This is a genomic window from Mongoliitalea sp., from assembly GCF_054166905.1.
The window spans coordinates 84872-103259 of record NZ_JBSZCK010000014.1 but is presented as its reverse complement, the minus strand read 5'-3'; the positions used below and the strand labels follow the sequence as shown (position 1 = coordinate 103259).

14 protein-coding genes are annotated in these 18388 nt (G+C 40.9%); 10 read left to right on the top strand and 4 right to left on the bottom strand.

Annotation, left to right across the window (positions count from 1 at the left end; translation table 11 throughout):
- Window positions 1-42 precede the first annotated feature (42 nt).
- Window positions 43-822: a prohibitin family protein gene (locus ACXIUD_RS04390; protein WP_458051401.1), complete on the bottom strand. Its 780-nt coding sequence runs from the start codon at window positions 820-822 to the stop codon at window positions 43-45.
- Window positions 823-1041: 219 nt separating this feature from the next.
- Between ACXIUD_RS04390 and purN the strand changes: the two genes are divergently transcribed.
- The 8 genes from purN (at window position 1042) to ACXIUD_RS04350 (ending at window position 12166) form a co-directional block, all read left to right on the top strand.
- A complete protein-coding gene (purN, locus tag ACXIUD_RS04385; protein ID WP_458051400.1) occupies window positions 1042-1599 on the top strand; it encodes a phosphoribosylglycinamide formyltransferase in 558 nt (185 codons plus the stop codon).
- 109 nt (window positions 1600-1708) lie between these two features.
- The gene (purH, locus tag ACXIUD_RS04380; RefSeq protein WP_458051399.1) at window positions 1709-3235 is read left to right on the top strand and encodes a bifunctional phosphoribosylaminoimidazolecarboxamide formyltransferase/IMP cyclohydrolase; all 1527 of its coding nucleotides are present in this window, start codon (window positions 1709-1711) and stop codon (window positions 3233-3235) included.
- A 535-nt stretch (window positions 3236-3770) separates the two neighbouring features.
- A complete protein-coding gene (gene cysS / locus ACXIUD_RS04375) occupies window positions 3771-5264 on the top strand; it encodes a cysteine--tRNA ligase (protein WP_458051398.1) in 1494 nt (497 codons plus the stop codon).
- Entirely contained in the window at window positions 5254-6237 is a 984-nt protein-coding gene (locus ACXIUD_RS04370; RefSeq protein ID WP_458051397.1) for a M28 family peptidase, read from the top strand. Before cysS ends, ACXIUD_RS04370 begins: the two co-directional genes overlap by 11 nt.
- Window positions 6238-6264: 27 nt before the next feature.
- The gene (locus ACXIUD_RS04365) at window positions 6265-7293 is read left to right on the top strand and encodes a LacI family DNA-binding transcriptional regulator (protein ID WP_458051396.1); all 1029 of its coding nucleotides are present in this window, start codon (window positions 6265-6267) and stop codon (window positions 7291-7293) included.
- Between the two features lie 9 nt (window positions 7294-7302).
- A complete protein-coding gene (locus ACXIUD_RS04360) occupies window positions 7303-8364 on the top strand; it encodes an aldose epimerase family protein (RefSeq protein ID WP_458051395.1) in 1062 nt (353 codons plus the stop codon).
- 382 nt (window positions 8365-8746) lie between these two features.
- The gene (locus tag ACXIUD_RS04355) at window positions 8747-9727 is read left to right on the top strand and encodes a ribonucleoside-diphosphate reductase small subunit (RefSeq protein WP_189579459.1); all 981 of its coding nucleotides are present in this window, start codon (window positions 8747-8749) and stop codon (window positions 9725-9727) included.
- A 36-nt stretch (window positions 9728-9763) separates the two neighbouring features.
- The gene (locus ACXIUD_RS04350; RefSeq protein ID WP_458051394.1) at window positions 9764-12166 is read left to right on the top strand and encodes a ribonucleoside-diphosphate reductase subunit alpha; all 2403 of its coding nucleotides are present in this window, start codon (window positions 9764-9766) and stop codon (window positions 12164-12166) included.
- 61 nt (window positions 12167-12227) lie between these two features.
- On the opposite strand, the gene ACXIUD_RS04345 is transcribed toward ACXIUD_RS04350, so the two are convergent.
- Window positions 12228-12962, bottom strand: a complete 735-nt coding sequence (locus ACXIUD_RS04345; RefSeq protein WP_458051393.1) for a nitroreductase family protein — start codon at window positions 12960-12962, stop codon at window positions 12228-12230.
- 87 nt (window positions 12963-13049) lie between these two features.
- On the opposite strand from ACXIUD_RS04345, the gene ACXIUD_RS04340 reads away from it, so the two are divergent.
- Both ACXIUD_RS04340 and ACXIUD_RS04335 read left to right on the top strand, forming a co-directional pair.
- On the top strand, window positions 13050-14537 hold the full coding sequence (locus ACXIUD_RS04340; protein ID WP_458051392.1) for a DUF5687 family protein: 1488 nt from the start codon (window positions 13050-13052) through the stop codon (window positions 14535-14537).
- Window positions 14534-15229, top strand: coding sequence for an ABC transporter ATP-binding protein (locus ACXIUD_RS04335; RefSeq protein WP_458051391.1), 696 nt, complete (start codon window positions 14534-14536; stop codon window positions 15227-15229). The genes ACXIUD_RS04340 and ACXIUD_RS04335 overlap by 4 nt, the downstream gene beginning before the upstream one ends.
- A 267-nt stretch (window positions 15230-15496) precedes the next feature.
- Here ACXIUD_RS04335 and menD read toward each other — a convergent pair whose 3' ends face one another.
- Together menD and ACXIUD_RS04325 are read right to left on the bottom strand one after the other, a co-directional pair.
- Entirely contained in the window at window positions 15497-17176 is a 1680-nt protein-coding gene (gene menD, locus ACXIUD_RS04330; RefSeq protein ID WP_458051390.1) for a 2-succinyl-5-enolpyruvyl-6-hydroxy-3-cyclohexene-1-carboxylic-acid synthase, read from the bottom strand.
- Window positions 17173-18387: a chorismate-binding protein gene (locus tag ACXIUD_RS04325; protein WP_458051389.1), complete on the bottom strand. Its 1215-nt coding sequence runs from the start codon at window positions 18385-18387 to the stop codon at window positions 17173-17175. Before ACXIUD_RS04325 ends, menD begins: the two co-directional genes overlap by 4 nt.
- Between the last annotated feature and the right edge of the window lies 1 nt (window position 18388).

Sequence of the window (18388 nt, the reverse complement as noted above, 5' to 3'; positions counted from 1 at the left end):
AACCTATCGTTAACGCCGCTATGATTCAGTTGATTTGTTTTTTTATTTCTGAGAATTAATCAGATAAGGTGTTTTACCATCCGTAATGATAATCTTGGTGTTTGGAGAGTTGGCGAGCTCACGGAAAGCTTCGATACTTCTTAATTCGATGATTTCTCTTACTAGTCCTTCAGCTAAGATTTTTTGAGCTTCCCGGGTACCTTCCGCTTCAATTTTACGTCTCTCGGCTTCTTTACGCTCCCGCTCTAAGATATATTCCATCTGTTGCGCTTCTTGTTCTGCTTTCAGTTTACGTTCAATTGCTCGGCTTAACTCTGTTGGTAGATTGATACTTTTCATCAATACTCGCTCGACTACGAAGCCCCTTTGTCTTAAGGATTCATGCATTCTTTCCTGAATTTCCTTTTCAATTTCTGAACGCATGCCTGAGTGCATATCTTTAGCCATGTATTGAGCGGTAATATCTGCTGCCGCTGAACGGAATACATTTAAGATCAACACACGCTCATAATTCTCTCCGATATCTTCCAGGATAAATGGCACCTTATTTTTTTCAATGCTATAAAGAATCGAAATCTCTGACTCAATGGTCAAGCCTTCTTTACTTGGAAGTGGCAAGCGGATTTCTTGATTGACAGTACGAATAGGAACTTTAATCACTCTGGTGGTAAAAGGGTTGAATCCCACTAAGCCTGCGTCGAGTGAAGTATCGGAAAGTTTTCCAAATCTACTTTTGACTCCTACCTCTCCTTGACGGATGACGGCGCACGAACTCAGGAAAAAAATTCCTAAAAGACTAGCTATTATCAGTTGGTTTTTCATGGGAAATATAATATTGGTTTGAGTGTTCATACGGAAGAATCTTTTATCAAGGTTTCGTAAACAAAAAATAATTTCAAATTAATTTTCAATTTGAAACAAAGTATCTTCAAATACGTAATTTGTGAAATACTTTTAATTTCAAGGTTTTAGGTTTTAAAAAGTAATTTTGTCATCCTTCCTTCATCTTCTTATTTTTGAAATCAATCAAACCCCATGCATGTGAAAAGGATTGCCATTCTCGCCTCCGGTAGCGGTTCCAATGCCGAAGCCATCACTCGTTATTTCCAACAATCGGATAAAGGCACCGTCGTAATCATCGGTTCTAACAAAGCAAATGCATACGTGTTAGAGAGAGCCCAACAGCTGAATGTGCCGTCCATGGTATTTTCTAAGCAAGAATTGGAGGAGGGTACCCTTGTTAGTCAATTGCAAGCTTTGCAAATAGATTTCGTCGTATTAGCGGGGTTTCTTTTAAAAATTCCAGAAAATTTAATTCAGGCGTTCCCTGATAAAATTGTCAATATCCATCCAGCTTTACTGCCCAAGTTTGGTGGAAAAGGCATGTATGGTATACGTGTTCACGAGGCTGTGAAAGCAGCAGGAGAAACCCACACGGGCATTACCATCCATTTGGTGAATGAACAGTATGACGATGGAAAAATTATTTTTCAAGCGGCAGTGGAGGTTCTTCCAGAGGATACCCCCGAACAAATTGCTGAAAAAGTCCATCAATTGGAATACAAATACTTTCCAAATGTGATTGAAAGCCTGCTTTAATCTATTGATTTTCCTACCTTTGCGACTTGAAAAATTTTCCACCAAAATATAGCTACAAAGCCCTGACCAATTTCTTTGTGTCTGAGCGTCTTTGTGGCAATCAAAAATCATGGCTACCAAAAAAATACAATCTGCATTAATCTCCGTCTACTACAAAGACAATCTAGAACCCATCATCGCTCAGCTAAAAGCCCAAGGAGTTACTATCTACTCTACAGGTGGTACACAGCAGTTTATCGAAGCGCAAGGTGCCACAGTTGTTCCGGTAGAAGAATTGACAGGTTACCCGTCTATCTTCGGCGGAAGGGTGAAAACCTTGCATCCAAAGATTTTTGGAGGGATTCTTCACCGCAGGGAAAATGATTCCGATGTGTCCCAGGCTGCTGAATTTGCTATTCCTGCCATTGACTTGGTGATTGTGGATTTGTATCCATTCGAAGAAACTGTTGCTTCGGGTGCTTCAGAAGCAGATGTGATTGAAAAAATTGATATTGGAGGGATTTCTCTCATCAGAGCTGCTGCCAAAAACTTCAAAGATGTAGTCATCATCGCATCCAAAGCCCAGTACGGTGAATTAGAAGAAAGACTGCGTACTCAAGATGGAGGAACAACCTTAGAAGACAGACGCTACTTCGCTGCTCAGGCGTTCCAAGTATCTTCCAATTACGATACCCACATTTTTAACTATTTCAACCAAACCGAACAAATTCCTGCACTGAAAGTGTCTGAATCCAAAGCAAAGGCCTTGCGATACGGCGAAAATCCGCATCAGGCAGCTCACTTCTATGGAGATTTGGAAGCCTTGTTTGAGCAATTGAACGGTAAGGAACTTTCCTACAACAACCTGGTTGACATTGATGCGGCTGTAGCACTTATTTCCGAATTCAAAGGAGAGACAGCTTTTGCGATTTTGAAACATACCAACGCTTGTGGCTGCGCTATAGCATCAACCGTAAAAGAAGCCTACCAAAAGGCATTTGCGGCGGATACTACTTCTGCCTTTGGTGGAGTATTGGTTACCAACCAAAGAGTGGACTTGGCAGCGGCGGAGGAAATGAACAGTTTGTTTTTCGAAGTATTGATTGCTCCTGCGTTTGATGAAGACGCATTGGCGCTATTGAAGGGTAAGAAAAATAGAATTCTCCTACTGCAGAAAATGGATTTGCCAGGTACCAAGCAAATCAAGACCTTGTTGAACGGAATTATCGAGCAGGATAAGGATTTACAGACCGAAACGAAGGCTGATTTCAAAGTGGCTACCAAAATTGCTCCAAGCGAGGAGGAACTAGATGCCTTGGTATTTGCAGCTAAAGTATGTAAGCATACCAAGTCCAATACCATTGTTTTGAGCAATAGCAATCAGCTGTTTGCTTCTGGAGTAGGGCAGACCTCTCGCGTAGATGCTTTGCGTCAGGCAATTGAAAAGGCGAAAGCTTTTGGATTTGAGTTGAAAGGTGCTGTGATGGCTTCTGATGCTTTCTTCCCATTCCCGGATTGTGTGGAAATTGCCCACGAGGCAGGTATTACAGCCGTGGTTCAGCCAGGTGGCTCCATCAAAGATCAAGACTCTATCGACTTCTGTGATGTTCATGGCATGAGCATGGTCATGACAGGAGTGAGGCATTTCAAACACTGAGAGGTAAGCTGAAATAAAAAAAGGCTGTCTTCGAATAGGGGGCAGCCTTTATAAAGTTCTTTTAATAAAGGGAAACCGAAGAAAAAGTGGTTTATTATCTTGAAAGAACGATTCCCTATGCTGAGAGATACAGCAAAAAAGAATTCTAAGAAGATAATAAAACCATTAGTTTTACTCTTTTGGGAATATAACCTTTAGTAAAGCTGCCCTCAAAAATTTTTCAACTTATATTTGACCATAACAAAATTTGGTACTGTTTTCAGTTGATTTAGATACTTGGATAATTGAGAGTCAGGTTGGCTATTTTTGGCTTTCGCCCAAATATCTTCAAACTGAAAAATGATACGTCTTCGATAAATTTGCTCAATTTTAAGTTTTTGGATTCCTGAATGAAAATTGTTCGTACAGTTTTTTAAAAAGTTAAAAATTGCCTTCAAATTCCGCTCAAATGAATTTTATCCAGTAATTTGCGAACTAAATCCATTATTTTGTGATATCATTAGTCTGGTATGGGCTGGACATTGGAAATTCTACTATGAGACATTCTTCAAATCTGAAAATTTACAATACCCTTTCCAGGGAAAAAGAAACTTTTGAACCCCTCAATGCACCCTTGGTGGGTATGTATGTCTGTGGACCTACGGTTTACGGAGACGCTCACTTAGGGCATGCCCGACCTGCGGTTACCTTTGACACGGTTTACAGATATTTGTCCCATTTGGGCTTCAAAGTACGTTATGTCCGGAACATCACAGATGTAGGACATTTAACGGGTGATGCGGATGAGGGAGAAGACAAGATTGCCAAAAAAGCCAAGTTGGAACAACTCGAACCTATGGAGGTAGCCCAGCAATATACGGATACCTATCATCGGGATATGGAATTGCTCAATACTATCAAGCCAAGTATCGAGCCTCGTGCTACGGGCCATATTCCGGAGCAAATAGCTTTGGTACAAGCCATCTTGGAAGAAGGACTTGCCTATGAAGTCAATGGCTCGGTGTATTTCGACGTGTTGAAATACAATGAGCGTGAGAAATATGGCAAGCTGTCGGGCCGTGTGTTGGATGATTTAATGTCAGGAACCCGTGATTTGGATGGGCAGGGAGAAAAGAGAAATGCAGCTGATTTTGCTTTGTGGAAGAAAGCCGCACCCGAACACCTGATGAAATGGGATTCACCTTGGGGTATGGGCTTTCCAGGTTGGCACTTGGAGTGTACGGCCATGTCTTCCAAGTATCTAGGAAAGCACTTCGATATACATGGAGGTGGGATGGATTTGATGTTCCCACACCACGAGTGTGAGATTGCCCAAGGCAATGCCTGCAATCACCAAGACCCAGCCAAGTACTGGATGCACAACAACATGATTACCATCAACGGACAGAAGATGGGCAAGTCCTTGGGGAATTTCATTACCCTTCAGGAGTTGTTCACAGGTAATCATAAATTATTGGAACAGGCCTACAGCCCCATGACGATTCGTTATTTTATGTTGACGGCCCACTATCGCTCCACATTGGATTTCTCCAATGATGCATTAAAAGCTGCTCAAAAGGGGTATAAGAAGATTATCAATGGTCTGAAAATAGCCAAAAAGCTTGTGTATGTATCTGAGGATATTGCTACAGATGAAAATCAGGTGAAGCAGGTGACTTCCAGTATACAGGCAGCGTTCCGGGCTATGGACGATGATTTCAATACTGCCCAGGCGATTGGCCACCTATTCAACTTGTTAAAGAAAATCAATTCCATTTATACAGGGCAACTCAAATCTGCACAGCTAGGGGAGGAAGTATTTACCGAGATGTTGCAAACCTTCATGACCTTCGTGGAGGAGATATTGGGTATTCGGGAAGAAAAATCTGATGTACAAGACGAGTTGATACAGGTGTTGCTGAAGTTATACGCTGAAGCGAAAACCGCCCGAAACTACGATAAGATTGACGAAATCAGAGCTGCCTTGAAAGGCATGGGTTTTGTGGTTAAGGATATGAAAGATAAAATCGACTGGGCGTATGAAGAGTAAAAGGTATTGGATAGGTCTGTTTGGTTTGCTATTACTCTGGTCTTGTGCCAGTGAGAAGCAAAGTGACCAAGGTCAGTCAGTAGTTACATTTCGTGAAGCTCCTGAGTTTTCGGCAGATTCTGCCTATCAGTTTATTCAGCGACAAGTGGATTTCGGCCCTCGGGTTCCGAACACGCCCGGTCACACTGCCACCAAGCAGTGGTTGATAGCACAGTTTAGGTCCTATGGTTGGGAAGTTCAAACCCAAGAATTTCAAGCAACCACTTACGACAATCTAACTTGGGATCTAACCAATATTATTGCGAGCTATAATCCCAATGCCAAAAAGCGGATTTTACTTGGGGCCCATTGGGACACTCGTCGTATTGCTGATAAAGATACAGAGCGCATGGACGAACCGATCGATGGAGCTAACGATGGCGGTTCGGGAGTGGCTGTTTTATTGGAGATTGCTCGGGTGATTGGTACGGGTTCAGATAAGCCCGATGTTGGAATTGATATTATTTTATTTGATGGGGAGGATGATGGAGAGCCCGAGCATGTAAACTTTAGGAATAATTCCAAGGTTTGGTGGTGCCACGGATCCCAATATTGGTCTAAGAACCTACATGAACCGGGATACACTGCCTATTTTGGTATATTAGTTGATCTAGTTGGAGCAAAAGGAGCACGCTTTTATAGAGAAGGGTATTCCATGTATTTTGCTAAAAATATTGTGCAGAAAGTATGGAATTATGCAACTGAATTAGGTTTTTCTGACTTCTTTATACATCGGGACAGTCCGGAAATCATGGACGATCACCTATTTGTCAATAGAGATGCAAAAATACCTATGATCAATATTATTGAATATTCTCCTCAAACGGGTTTTGGACTATACCATCATACCCATTTGGATAATATGGATATCATCGATAGACGTACCCTGAAAGCGGTTGGACAAACAGTGTTGTTCAGTCTCTATCAGGAATAACATACAATTCCCCTCAACCACACAAGCATGAAAAAAGGGCATCAGGTTACCATGAAAGAAATCGCCAAAAAATTGGGGGTTTCTGTCTCTACCGTTTCCAGAGCATTAAAAGATTCACCCGAATTGCATCCGGATACCAAGAAGAGAATTGTGGAGATGGCGGAAAGCATGAACTATCAGTACAATCTACTCGCACAAAGTCTGCGTATCAGTAAGACCAAGGTATTGGGAGTAATTGTACCGGAGTTGACTTCCCACTTTTTTTCTTCCAACATTTCAGGTATACAGGATACCGCATCCAAGCGGGGGTATAACGTCATGATTTGTCAATCCAACGAATCCTTTGAGCAGGAAAAAGCCAACTTACGTACGCTCGTAGCGGCACAGGTGGATGGATTATTGATCAGCTTGAGTCGAGAGACCAAGAGCTATGAGCATCTTCTTAACTTATATGAGCGGGAGATTCCTTTTATGATGTTTGATAGGGTGACGGAGGAAATTCCTGTTTCCAAAGTCACTGTGGATGACGCTCATGGTGCTTATTTGGTTGTGGATCATTTACTGAAAGAGGGATGTCAGCGAGTAGCATTCGTCTCTGGTCCTGAGGATTTGTACATCAGTAAAAAGCGGAAAGAAGGCTATCTTAAAGCACTTCAGGATAATGGAAGGTCCTTAGAGGATGCGATTGTCTATGTTACAGATTTGACTACCAAAGGAAATCAGGAGATAGCGCAAAAAATCATCGCGGACAACCCTCGGGCAGATGGAGTATTTTGCATGATTGACCCTGTAGCTATTGATGTCTTGATGGTATTCAAAGAAAACAACGTTCAGATACCAAGCGATATCGCCTTAGCTGGCTTTACTAATAATCCAACTTCCGGAGTTATTGAACCTTCCCTGACCACAGTATCTCAGCCAGGCTACGAAATGGGGGTTATTGCTGCCAATCATTTGTTAGATCAGTTGGATGAAGTGGTTTCTACGGAGCCACAATCCTTTGTTTTACAAACTACCCTAGTGCCGAGAAATTCTACCAAAAAATCTTCTTCTTAATTTTCATTCATGCTCTCCATCCAACAACAAACGTTTGGTGTGTTGCCTTCCGGACAGGCAGTGACCCTTTTTACTTTGAATTTTCGAGATGACATTATTGTCTCCGTTATGGATTATGGAGCCACTTGGACTCATTTTTATGGAAAAGATCGAGAGGGTAACTTAGCGGATGTAGTTTTAGGTTTTGATGATTTGGATGGGTACTTACAAGAAGATTATCAAAATAATTACTGTTATATAGGTTCGACGGTTGGTAGAATAGCAGGTAGAATCAAAGGAAATGAATTTACCTTAGATGGTATTACGTATTCATTGCCCTTGAACACAGGCACTATCCACTTGCATGGAGGAATGGAAGGCTGGGACAGAAAAATGTGGCAGGCTAGAATTTTGGAGCAAGCAGATTCAGTTGGTGTTGAGTTTAATTATAGGAGTATAGATGGGGAGGAAGGATATCCAGGGAATTTGGATGTTTGGGTTACTTATGAGTTAACTAATAAGGGTGAATTTCTCATTCATTACAAAGCTATAACAGACAAAAAAACCATCATTAATCCTACCAATCATGCTTACTTTAATCTGAGCGGAGATTTTAGAAAGGCCATTTCAGATCATGTATTTAGGGTGGATGCGGATGCTTACCTTCCCATTGACAAACAAGGAATGCCAACAGGTGAGATAAATCATGTGAATAATAGTCCTTTTGACTTTAGGAAGCCTACCACATTGGGAGAGCGGTTGGAAGATCAACACGCACAAATACAACTGGTGGGGGGAATCGATCATAGTTTTGTACTAAACAGCTCTATGGATGCTGCCGAACTTGTCCACCCTGCTTCTGGAAGGAGATTGTTGGTACATACCTTAGAACCAGGCTTGCAAGTCTACACTGGAAATTCTCTTGGAGGGGAGTTTACTGGGAAGAATGGAGTACGCTATGGAAAGCATTCAGCTATTTGTTTGGAAACCCAACATTTTCCGGATGCAGTAAATCAACCAAGCTTTAAATCAGTGGTATTAGAGGCAGGGGATGTATTTCTTAGTAAAACAGTATTTGTGCTAACTGTCTAGTTATTAATTGAATACTTGAATTTTAAAGCTCTTTCAGGAGATTTTGTTTTTTGAACAAAGTTCAATTTCTATTAAAAAATCATTCGTTTTTAGACTTGAAATTTTTTTCAATTTTCTTCAATTTCTTTAAATGGCTGAAAAACACCCGTTTTCAATAATCAAAAGCTTTAAATAAATGATCATAAATATTTGTAAGTCAATTATTTATTACTAATTTGAACTTTATTCAAATTTTATTGATTTTTAGAGTTTTCGGTTTTTATTTTTGAAAATTGCTTGGCATATTTGTTCAGAGCGTTTGTTAATCACTCACGCTTTTCCGGCAATTGAAGAGAGTCAGCAGCCGCTTACTATCTGATTTTCAAAACAAACCAATAAAAAGATGCAGCAGATTGAACCGATTTTAGAGGAGAACAAAGGTCGTTTTGTGTTATTTCCAATTCAGCATGATGATATATGGCAATATTACAAAAAGGCGGAGGCGAGTTTTTGGACCGCAGAGGAGATTGATTTGAGCCAGGATCTGAAAGACTGGAAAGAATTGAACGATGGAGAGCGTCATTTCATTTCACATGTATTGGCATTCTTTGCAGCAAGTGATGGTATTGTGAATGAAAATTTGGCAGAGCACTTTGTAGCAGAAGTGCAGTATACAGAAGCCAAGTTTTTCTATGGATTTCAGATTGCCATGGAGAACATCCACTCTGAGACTTACAGTTTGTTGATTGATACTTATATAAAGGACTCAGCAGAAAGAGATAAATTATTGAATGCAATCGAGCATATTGATTGTGTAAAAAAGAAAGCGGATTGGGCACTTCGTTGGATTGACAACGGTACATTCCAAGAACGATTGATTGCTTTTGCAGCAGTAGAAGGTATTTTCTTTTCAGGATCTTTCTGTTCTATCTTCTGGTTGAAGAAAAGAGGCTTGATGCCTGGATTATCTTTCTCTAATGAGTTGATCTCACGAGATGAAGGCTTACACTGCGATTTTGCTTGTCACCTTTATACCAAGCATGTGGTCAATCAGTTGCCAAAAGAAACGGTAACGATGATTATCAAAGATGCAGTTGAGATTGAGAAGGAATTTGTGACGGATGCTTTACCAGTTAGACTTATCGGTATGAATGCAGATTTGATGTGTCAGTACATCGAATTTGTGGCAGATAGACTATTGGTAGAGTTAGGATGTGAAAAAGTTTGGAATAGCACCAATCCATTTGACTTCATGGATATGATTTCCTTGCAAGGTAAAACCAATTTCTTTGAGAAGAGAGTTGGCGATTACCAAAAAGCAGGAGTTATGAAAGGTAAAGAAGTAGTAGACTCACCAAAATTCTCCATTGGAGAAGATTTCTAATAATAGTTTTTCCACCAACCCAAAAATCACAGAGGCATGTTAGTAATAAAAAGAGATGGGCGCAGAGAATCGGTAAGATTCGATAAAATCACTGCGCGAATTGAAAACCTTTGCAATGGACTGGATACACGATATATCCAACCCATAGAGGTTGCTAAAAAAGTCATTGATGGCTTGTACGATGGCGTAAAGACGACAGAGTTAGATAATCTTGCTGCGGAGGTTTGTGCATCTCTTACTGTGAAGCATCCAGATTATGCAGTTTTGGCAGCAAGGATCGCTATTTCCAATCTTCATAAGACTACCAGTCAGTCTTTTTCGAATACCATGAAAAGGCTGTACACCTATATCAACCCAAAGACAGGAGATAATGCTGCTTTAATCGCTCCTGATGTATATGGGATTGTGAAAAAATATGCTGCCAAGTTGGATGAAGTGATTGATTACTCAAGAGATTTTGATTACGATTACTTCGGTTTCAAAACCCTTGAAAAAAGCTATTTGATCAAATTAGATGGGGTAGTGGTGGAGCGTCCTCAGCACATGTTGATGCGTGTAGCTGTAGGTATCCATAAAGAAGATATCGACGCTGCTATCGAGACATATCACTTATTATCCCAGAAATGGTTTACCCATGCTACTCCGACTTTGTTTAATGCGGGTACACCAAAACCACAGCTTTCTTCTTGTTTCTTATTGACGATGAAGGATGATAGCATTGATGGTATTTATGACACCTTAAAGCAGTGTGCTAAAATCTCTCAATCAGCAGGTGGTATCGGGTTATCTATCCATAATATCCGTGCAAAAGGAAGCTATATTCGTGGCACAAATGGTGTTTCCAATGGTATTGTACCGATGTTGAGAAACTTTGATATGACGGCCCGTTATGTAGATCAAGGTGGAGGAAAACGTAAGGGTAGCTTTGCAATTTATCTAGAGCCTTGGCATGCAGATATCAAAGACTTCTTGGATCTTAAAAAGAACCATGGTAAGGAAGAGATGAGAGCAAGAGACTTGTTCTACGCCATGTGGATTTCTGACCTTTTCATGAAGCGTGTAGAGCAAAACGAATCTTGGTCACTATTCTGTCCAAATGAAGCTCCTGGCCTAGCAGATTGCTATGGAGAAGAGTTTGAGAAGCTGTATGAAAAGTACGAAAAAGAAGGTCGGGCTAGAGAAGTAATCAAAGCGCAAGACCTTTGGTTTGAGATCTTGGAATCCCAAATCGAGACAGGTACTCCTTACATGCTTTACAAGGATGCTGCCAACGGAAAATCCAACCAAAAAAATCTAGGTACTATCAAGTCTTCTAACTTGTGTACCGAAATTTTGGAATACACATCTCCTGATGAAGTTGCCGTATGTAACCTGGCTTCTATTGCGCTTCCAAAATTTGTGAAGGAAGGGCCGGATGGTAAGAAGTTCTTTGATCATCAGAAATTATATGACATCACCAAAGTTGCAACCAAAAACCTGAATAAGGTGATCGATGTCAACTACTACCCGGTAGAAGAAGCAAGAAGATCAAACTTCCGTCACAGACCTATTGGATTGGGTGTGCAAGGTTTGGCTGATGCTTTCATAATGTTGCGTATGCCATTTGACTCTCCTGAGGCAAAAGGATTGAATGAAGATATCTTCGAAACTATCTATTATGCGGCTGTTGAGACCTCTATGGAATTGGCGAAGACTCAAGGTACCTATGAAACCTACGATGGCTCTCCGGCATCCAAAGGAATACTACAGTTTGATATGTGGGGGGTAACCCCACGTTCAGGTCGATGGAATTGGGATGAGTTGAAAGGAAAAGTCGTGAAGTATGGTTTGAGAAATTCCTTGTTGGTAGCACCAATGCCAACAGCCTCTACTTCTCAGATCTTGGGTAATAACGAGTGTTTTGAACCATACACCACAAACATTTATACAAGAAGAACCCTGTCAGGTGAATTCATTGTGGCGAATAAGCACTTGATGAAAGATTTGATTCGTTTAGGCCTTTGGAATGATACCATGAGAAATCGCCTTGTAGCAGCGAACGGTTCTGTACAAAATATCCCAGGTATTCCTCAAAACATCAAGGATTTGTATAAAACCGTTTGGGAAATCTCTCAAAAAACCATCATTGATATGGCAGCGGACAGAGGTGCATATATCTGCCAATCTCAAAGCATGAACGTGTTCTTGCAAGACCCTAACTTTGGTAAGTTGACTTCCATGCATTTCTACGCTTGGAAGAAAGGATTGAAGACGGGAATGTACTATTTAAGATCTCAGGCTGCTGCGAGTGCAATCCAGTTTACGGTAGATAAGTCTGCTTTGGACGATAAGCCAAACGCAGCTGCAACACCTGAAATTGACATGACAAGATCAAATAATCAGGCAGCTATCGCATGCTCTTTGGATGATCCTGAGGGTTGCGAGATGTGCGGCAGTTAATACAGAATTAAGTTAGAGTTCGTTATGGTAAAAAAGGGCCCGAAAGTTTCGGGCTCTTTTTTTATGGGATTTCATGAATAACAGCCTTATTCGGAATTCTAAATCGTTCTCCGTAGATTCCTTCTGCCAATCCTTTGCCACAAGCGATGATCATGCTGATTTCAGAAGGTGCCGGCAGGTTCAATAGTTTTTTTACACGGCTAGAGTCAAAGCCTTCCATAGGACAAGTGTCATATCCATGGGCAGTCATGGCATGCATAAAGGTCATTGCTGCCAAGGCTACACTTTTATGGACTGAGATACGAACAGCTGTTTCGGATACCTCCCGTACCATCGGTCTTCCCAAGCCGGCTGCGAAGGCAATTCCTTTTTTGAGCACAGACCACCCAGGGTATTTGCTGTAAAGTTTTGGGATCAAATTACCATAGTAGGAAAGAGCCTGTTTTTGTTTCTTAGGATCCGCATCCTTATAGCAATCCTCGATATAGACATAATTAGCTTTCGCACGGGATTTCCATAAATCTCTTCGTGCAACTACCACTACCAACTCACGTGAGGTTTTTGCCGCCTTTTGTCCCATACACAGCTTAACCAAAGTTGGAAATTTTGTAGAGGACTCCTTTACACGATAAAATTCCCATAATTGTAAGTTGGAGCTGTTGGGCGAAAGCGTAGCTAATTCCAGGCATTTGTTGACGATATCATGATCAAAAACCTCTTTTTGGTCAAATATCCTGACCGATCTGCGTCTATGTATTATTTCAGAAAATTCGTTAGCGTAGGTATTATGTTGCATTAGTCGACTAATTTTAAAATAGTTAAAATTGGATTGTTATATTTAACGCTTCAATGATTCAAAAATACGATTTCTAATCCACTGCCTATGATACTTGTTTTATTAAAATTACAATTGCTCAAAACTATTCGCTCCACTGCATTTGCGAAAAGTGTGTTGGTGGCGGTTTTTCTTGCCTTCTTGGCAGTCCTACTCCTCGGCTATGTGTTTATAGCGGGGATATTATTGAAGGAAATCATTGTGAAAGGTTTGGATAAGGAGGATGCTTATGCCTTCTTGAGCGCTAACCTGATTTTCTTTTTTCTGACGGAGTTTATGTACCGGTATTTCATACAAAAGCTCCCGGTATTGGATTTACAGAGTTTCCTACATCTACCCATCAAAAAGAAATGGTTGATGCATTTTTTGCTTGGTAAGTCAGTTGTTTCTCCTTTGACTTTGATTGCTCCTTTATTGTTTTCTCCGTTTGCATTTATGGAGATTGCTCCCCGATTTGGGACAGACGCGGCAATTTATTGGTTAGGGTCGGTTATCCTTACATCTTGGTCATTGCATTGGCTGATGTTGTGGTTCAAGCAAAAGTTTGAAGACAGCTTGGCAGGAATTGGGACAGTTTTTGTTGTGTTTTTACTGGGGGCAGGCTCCAATTATTTTGGATGGTTTAATTTAGGTGACTGGATGAAACCACTGTTTGATTGGTCTTTGGCAAGCCCACTTCCTGTGATAACACTATTAGCGGTTTGTATAGGCCTATACTTTTTTGCTTACCGGTATTATTTCGACAATGCCTATTTGGAAGACTTAGTGGATGAGGAAGTGGATGCGCGAATCAATCAGGATATTCCTTTTTTGGATCGCTTTGGCTTGGCAGGGGAGTTGGCCAATTTAGAATGGAAACTGATTTTGCGCCATAAGAAAAGCCGTACTTATCTGATGCTTGCTGGCTTTTTGTTATTGTATGGCCTGTTTTTCTATACCAACCCATTGTATGCATCTGATGAAGGATTTAGCCATATGTTTGTCTTTGTAGGGTCTTTTATCACTGGGATATTCATGTTACAATACGGGCAGTTATTTCTCAGTTGGAATTCTTCCAATTTCGATTTTTACATCAGTCAAAAAGGTGGATTGGAAGCATTGATTCGGGGCAAGTATTTACTGTTTATTGGTGTTTCTCTACTCTGTCTGTTGTTCTCCATTCCCTATGTGTACTTTGGAGTAGAGATTTTGATGATCCATGTGGCTGCTTTTCTGTTTAATATTGGGGTAGTCATGCACATGGTCATCTATTTGGCCTTATGGAAACCTAAACCTATGGATCTCAACAAGGGGGCTATGTTTAATTACGAGGGTGTAGGGATAGCGCAGTTTTTAATGATTATCCCAATGATGGGAGCTCCTTATGCTATTTATTTACCTTTTGCATTATTGGTCAATCAATATGTAGGCTTGGTAGCTCTGGGAGCTGTTGGGATTATTGGCATCATTGCATACCCCTATATCGTCCAATTGATCATTAAAAGAGTTATGAGTAAACGTTACGAAATTTCATCTGCATTTAGACAAGAATTATGATACAGGTAATTGAACTTAAAAAACAATACAAGGAGGCGGTAGTCCTCGATGTGGCAGGACTGACCATTCCTCAGGGTGAATGCTTCGGTCTAGTCGGCAATAATGGGGCAGGAAAAACCACCCTTTTCAGAATCATGCTGGACTTGGTTCGTGCCACCTCAGGAGAGGTTCGCATGCATGATTTAAATGTTGCTAAACATGAAGAGTGGAAAGGTAAAGTAGGTGCTTTTTTAGATGAGCATATGTTGCTGTCTTATTTGACTGCTGATGAGTATTTCGAAACACTCCGTAAAATCCACAAGCTCTCTGATGCAGATATGCAGGACCATTTGGCCAAGTTTGAAGAATTGTTCAATGATGAAATCCTAGGAAAAAAGAAGTATATCCGAGATTTGTCTAAAGGGAATTTAAAGAAAGTCGGAATCGCTGCTGCCATGATCGGTAATCCTGAGGTAGTGTATTTGGATGAGCCTTTTGAGAATTTGGATCCCAGTTCACAGGTTAAACTGAAGAAATTCATCTTGCAGGAAAAAGAGCGTAGCAATACTACATTCCTGATTTCCAGCCATGATTTGAATCATGTGACGGAGATTTGTGATCGTATTGTCTTATTGGAAAAAGGGAAAATCATCAAAGATCTCCAAGAGAAAGAACAAATGTTGGAGGAGTTGAATTCCTATTTCGGGACTTAGGTTCTCGCAGATTCAGGAAATTGAGTGGATTTGGCGCAGATTGCTTTATGGGATTCACTAAGTAGGGGTTTCATTACTGAAAGCATATTTGGTTAATCCACAGGTGGGCTAATTAACTTTTCCAAAGTTCTAAACTTTGGAAAAGTTTTTTCCTCTAATCCCCATCAATTGCTATTCGTTACCACCCTCGATAGTCCCAAAGAATCCCCCCAATCTTCATTCCCTTGCTTCGACTACGCTCAGTACAAGCATTCCTCATTTCAAATACTATTCACTTATTAACTCCCGAATCCTCTCCTTAATCTCTTTTAGTATTCTAGCATTTGCACCGCTTTCCGAGAAGATTTCGATAAGTTTTGGATTTGTGCTTGGGCTATAGAAGTCTTGGAGGCTGTTGTCCAAGGTTGGATTATCCATTACAGCATGGTAGTCAAATCCAAATTCTTCACAGAGATTCTTAGCATCAAGGGATTGTTTGGTCTCGAAAAACTCTTCCAACTCAGGCTGATTGGCAGGACCATCAATTAAGCGGAAAATCCCTCCTGCATGATTATTGAATACAATGATGCGGAGGTTAGGAGTGGAGTAATTGTGCCAAAAGGCATTACGATCATAGAAAAATGCCATATCTCCTGTGAGGAGTGTTACGAATTTATCTGTGGTCAACGCACAACCAACAGCTGTACTATTACTACCATCAATTCCTGAAGTGCCGCGGTTTGCAACAATCTCCTGTTTTCTTGGTCCCAAAAAATTGAGATAGCGAACAGCCATGCTGTTGGCTACATGGATGATGGAATCCTCAGGTATGGACTGTGTAACACGCTCAAGGGCTGGAAATTCTCCAAATGGAGAGGATGCAAGGAACTTAGGCAGGTTGTCAGCCAGCAGTTGGTTTGTATGCACCCAAGTCTCCACAAATTTTGTGTCTGTTGGCTCTGTGTTTTCCAACAAGTTCAGAACAGGTTGTATTTCTGAGCGAATGATTTTTGAGAGTTTTTGGAAAGTGTCAGGAACATAGCCTGAAGGGCTGATATGCCAATGGCTGGCATCAGATTTCCTTAGAAAAAGTTTGAGGTTTTTAGAGATGATACTTTTTCCAAAGCTGATAATCAGGTCAGGTTGCAGTGCATCCGAAAGATCTTGTATGCCTGAAAAATGGTCATGAAAACAAATGCTTCCATCCACCTGACAATTGGAAATGGTATCGGTTACTACAATCGCTTTTTGGGATTGAATGATATTTTCCAATTCCTTAAGGACTGTTGGATCAGGCCTTTGTTGTCCGCAAAGGATTAAGATCTTTTTAAAAGAAGCCAGTTGTTGTTGTAAGTGTGATGCCTGATGTATGCTAAGTGTACGGCTTCCTTCGATTACTTCGAATTTATCAAACTGCTGAAATTCAAATGCCTCCTCTTTACTAGGGTAAAAAGGCTCCCGGAGCGGAATATTGATATGCACAGGTCCCATCGGGAATTCCTGAGCATTTTGAATAGCTTCTCTGACGATTCTATTCGCATGCCATACTTTTTCTGGATGATTGAAGTCATCTGGAAACTGATAGGAGGCTTTGATATGCTTACCGTAAATCTCCTGCTGTCGAATGGTCTGTCCATCCCATTGGTCAATCCATTCGGGTGGCCTATCGGCAGTCAATACTAGAAGTGGAATTTGCTGGAAAAAAGCTTCTGCAATAGCCGGCGCATAATTGTAGGCTGCCGAACCTGAGGTACATACCAAGACTGTTGGGACTTCTTGTTGTTGTGCCATTCCCATGGCGATAAATGCAGCAGCACGCTCATCTGAGATGGTTTTCACATGAATATCGGGGTGACGTGCAAATGCCAGCGTAAGTGGTGCACACCGGGATCCAGGAGATAATACGGTGTCTGTGATTCCTTGAGCAGCGCAGATGCTGACGAGGTCAAGTATTGGTTGTAAGATCAAGCCTTTAAGGTTTTTAAGAAGTTACCGATGATATCACACTTCATTTCTGTTTCTTCCCATTCTTTTTCAGGGTTGGAGTCTTCAGTGACCCCTGCGCCTGCGTATAGTAAAGCTTCTTTTTCCAGTAATCGGGCTGTCCGTAAATTAACGAAGATTCTTGTCTCTCCTTCCATATTCACAGGTCCAATAAAACCAGCAAATAGAGAACGGTTAAAGCGTTCATGTGTTCGAAGGAATTCAAAAGCTTCTTTTCGTGGCATTCCGCATACCGCCGAGGTTGGATGCAATAGCTTTAACATCACAGACCCCAGTTGAGGAAAGTTGGTTGCTTCCATGTCCACCGTGAAATCGGATCTTAAGTGGAGCAAATTCCCTGCAATTACAGTTTTAGGGCCTTGCTCGCTATATTCCCTTAACCGTATTTTTTTGAAGCAATCAACAATATACCTACTGACCAATGCTTGTTCTTCGATTTCTTTTTGTGTCCAAGCAGCATTTTTAATGGGATTGTCTCCTTGTGCCTTTTGGGTTCCTGCCAAAGACATGGTATAAAATTCTTTGTCTTTTGTCTGAATCAGTGTTTCTGGTGAAGCTCCAATCCAAGTACCAATTCCGGGAATGTGGAAGAAATTTATAAAGGCATTCGGATAACTTTCCAATAATCGGTGGAGAGAGGTAATCAAATTAAAATCCTCTGATAAGGGGATTCTTTTTAATTTGGCAGGTACAATTTTGCTCAGCTTACCCTCCCTGATGGTTTCAATACCCTTTTCTACCAAATCTATAAAATCCTCTTTGGTGTAAGCATAATCTTCTACCGATTCACTGGAGGAATTGATGGAAGCAAATGATTTTCTGATAAGTTCATGTATCGTATCGGGATCCTTGACGGTTTTCTCTTCAAAATAAGGAACTTCCTGTTCTTCCAAAGTAACATCCAACTGTATGGTGAAATAGTTATTCGCCTCCAAAAAATAAGCTTTTTGATCTTCCTGATCCTCAAAAGGGTGTACAATAAATCCCGAAGGAAGCTCCTCCAGATCTAAGGGTACCCGTGTGATGCTTTTTGTAGTATCAATCAAGACATGCAAGACATTAGACTTAGGAAATCTCCAAATTGCTAATTGGTTATCATCCTGTAAATGCTCCGCAATAAGTCTCCCCAAAAGTTCATCTAAGTCCAAGGACTGATGTATGATTGAAGTCTGCATG

Coding starts and splice junctions, on each gene's coding strand:
- ACXIUD_RS04390 (WP_458051401.1), bottom strand. CDS start 822: ATGAAAAACCAACTGATAATAGCTAGTCTTTTAGGAATTTTTTTCCTG.
- purH (WP_458051399.1), top strand. CDS start 1,709: ATGGCTACCAAAAAAATACAATCTGCATTAATCTCCGTCTACTACAAA.
- cysS (WP_458051398.1), top strand. CDS start 3,771: ATGAGACATTCTTCAAATCTGAAAATTTACAATACCCTTTCCAGGGAA.
- ACXIUD_RS04370 (WP_458051397.1), top strand. CDS start 5,254: ATGAAGAGTAAAAGGTATTGGATAGGTCTGTTTGGTTTGCTATTACTC.
- ACXIUD_RS04365 (WP_458051396.1), top strand. CDS start 6,265: ATGAAAAAAGGGCATCAGGTTACCATGAAAGAAATCGCCAAAAAATTG.
- ACXIUD_RS04360 (WP_458051395.1), top strand. CDS start 7,303: ATGCTCTCCATCCAACAACAAACGTTTGGTGTGTTGCCTTCCGGACAG.
- ACXIUD_RS04355 (WP_189579459.1), top strand. CDS start 8,747: ATGCAGCAGATTGAACCGATTTTAGAGGAGAACAAAGGTCGTTTTGTG.
- ACXIUD_RS04350 (WP_458051394.1), top strand. CDS start 9,764: ATGTTAGTAATAAAAAGAGATGGGCGCAGAGAATCGGTAAGATTCGAT.
- ACXIUD_RS04345 (WP_458051393.1), bottom strand. CDS start 12,962: ATGCAACATAATACCTACGCTAACGAATTTTCTGAAATAATACATAGA.
- ACXIUD_RS04340 (WP_458051392.1), top strand. CDS start 13,050: ATGATACTTGTTTTATTAAAATTACAATTGCTCAAAACTATTCGCTCC.
- ACXIUD_RS04335 (WP_458051391.1), top strand. CDS start 14,534: ATGATACAGGTAATTGAACTTAAAAAACAATACAAGGAGGCGGTAGTC.
- ACXIUD_RS04325 (WP_458051389.1), bottom strand. CDS start 18,387: ATGCAGACTTCAATCATACATCAGTCCTTGGACTTAGATGAACTTTTG.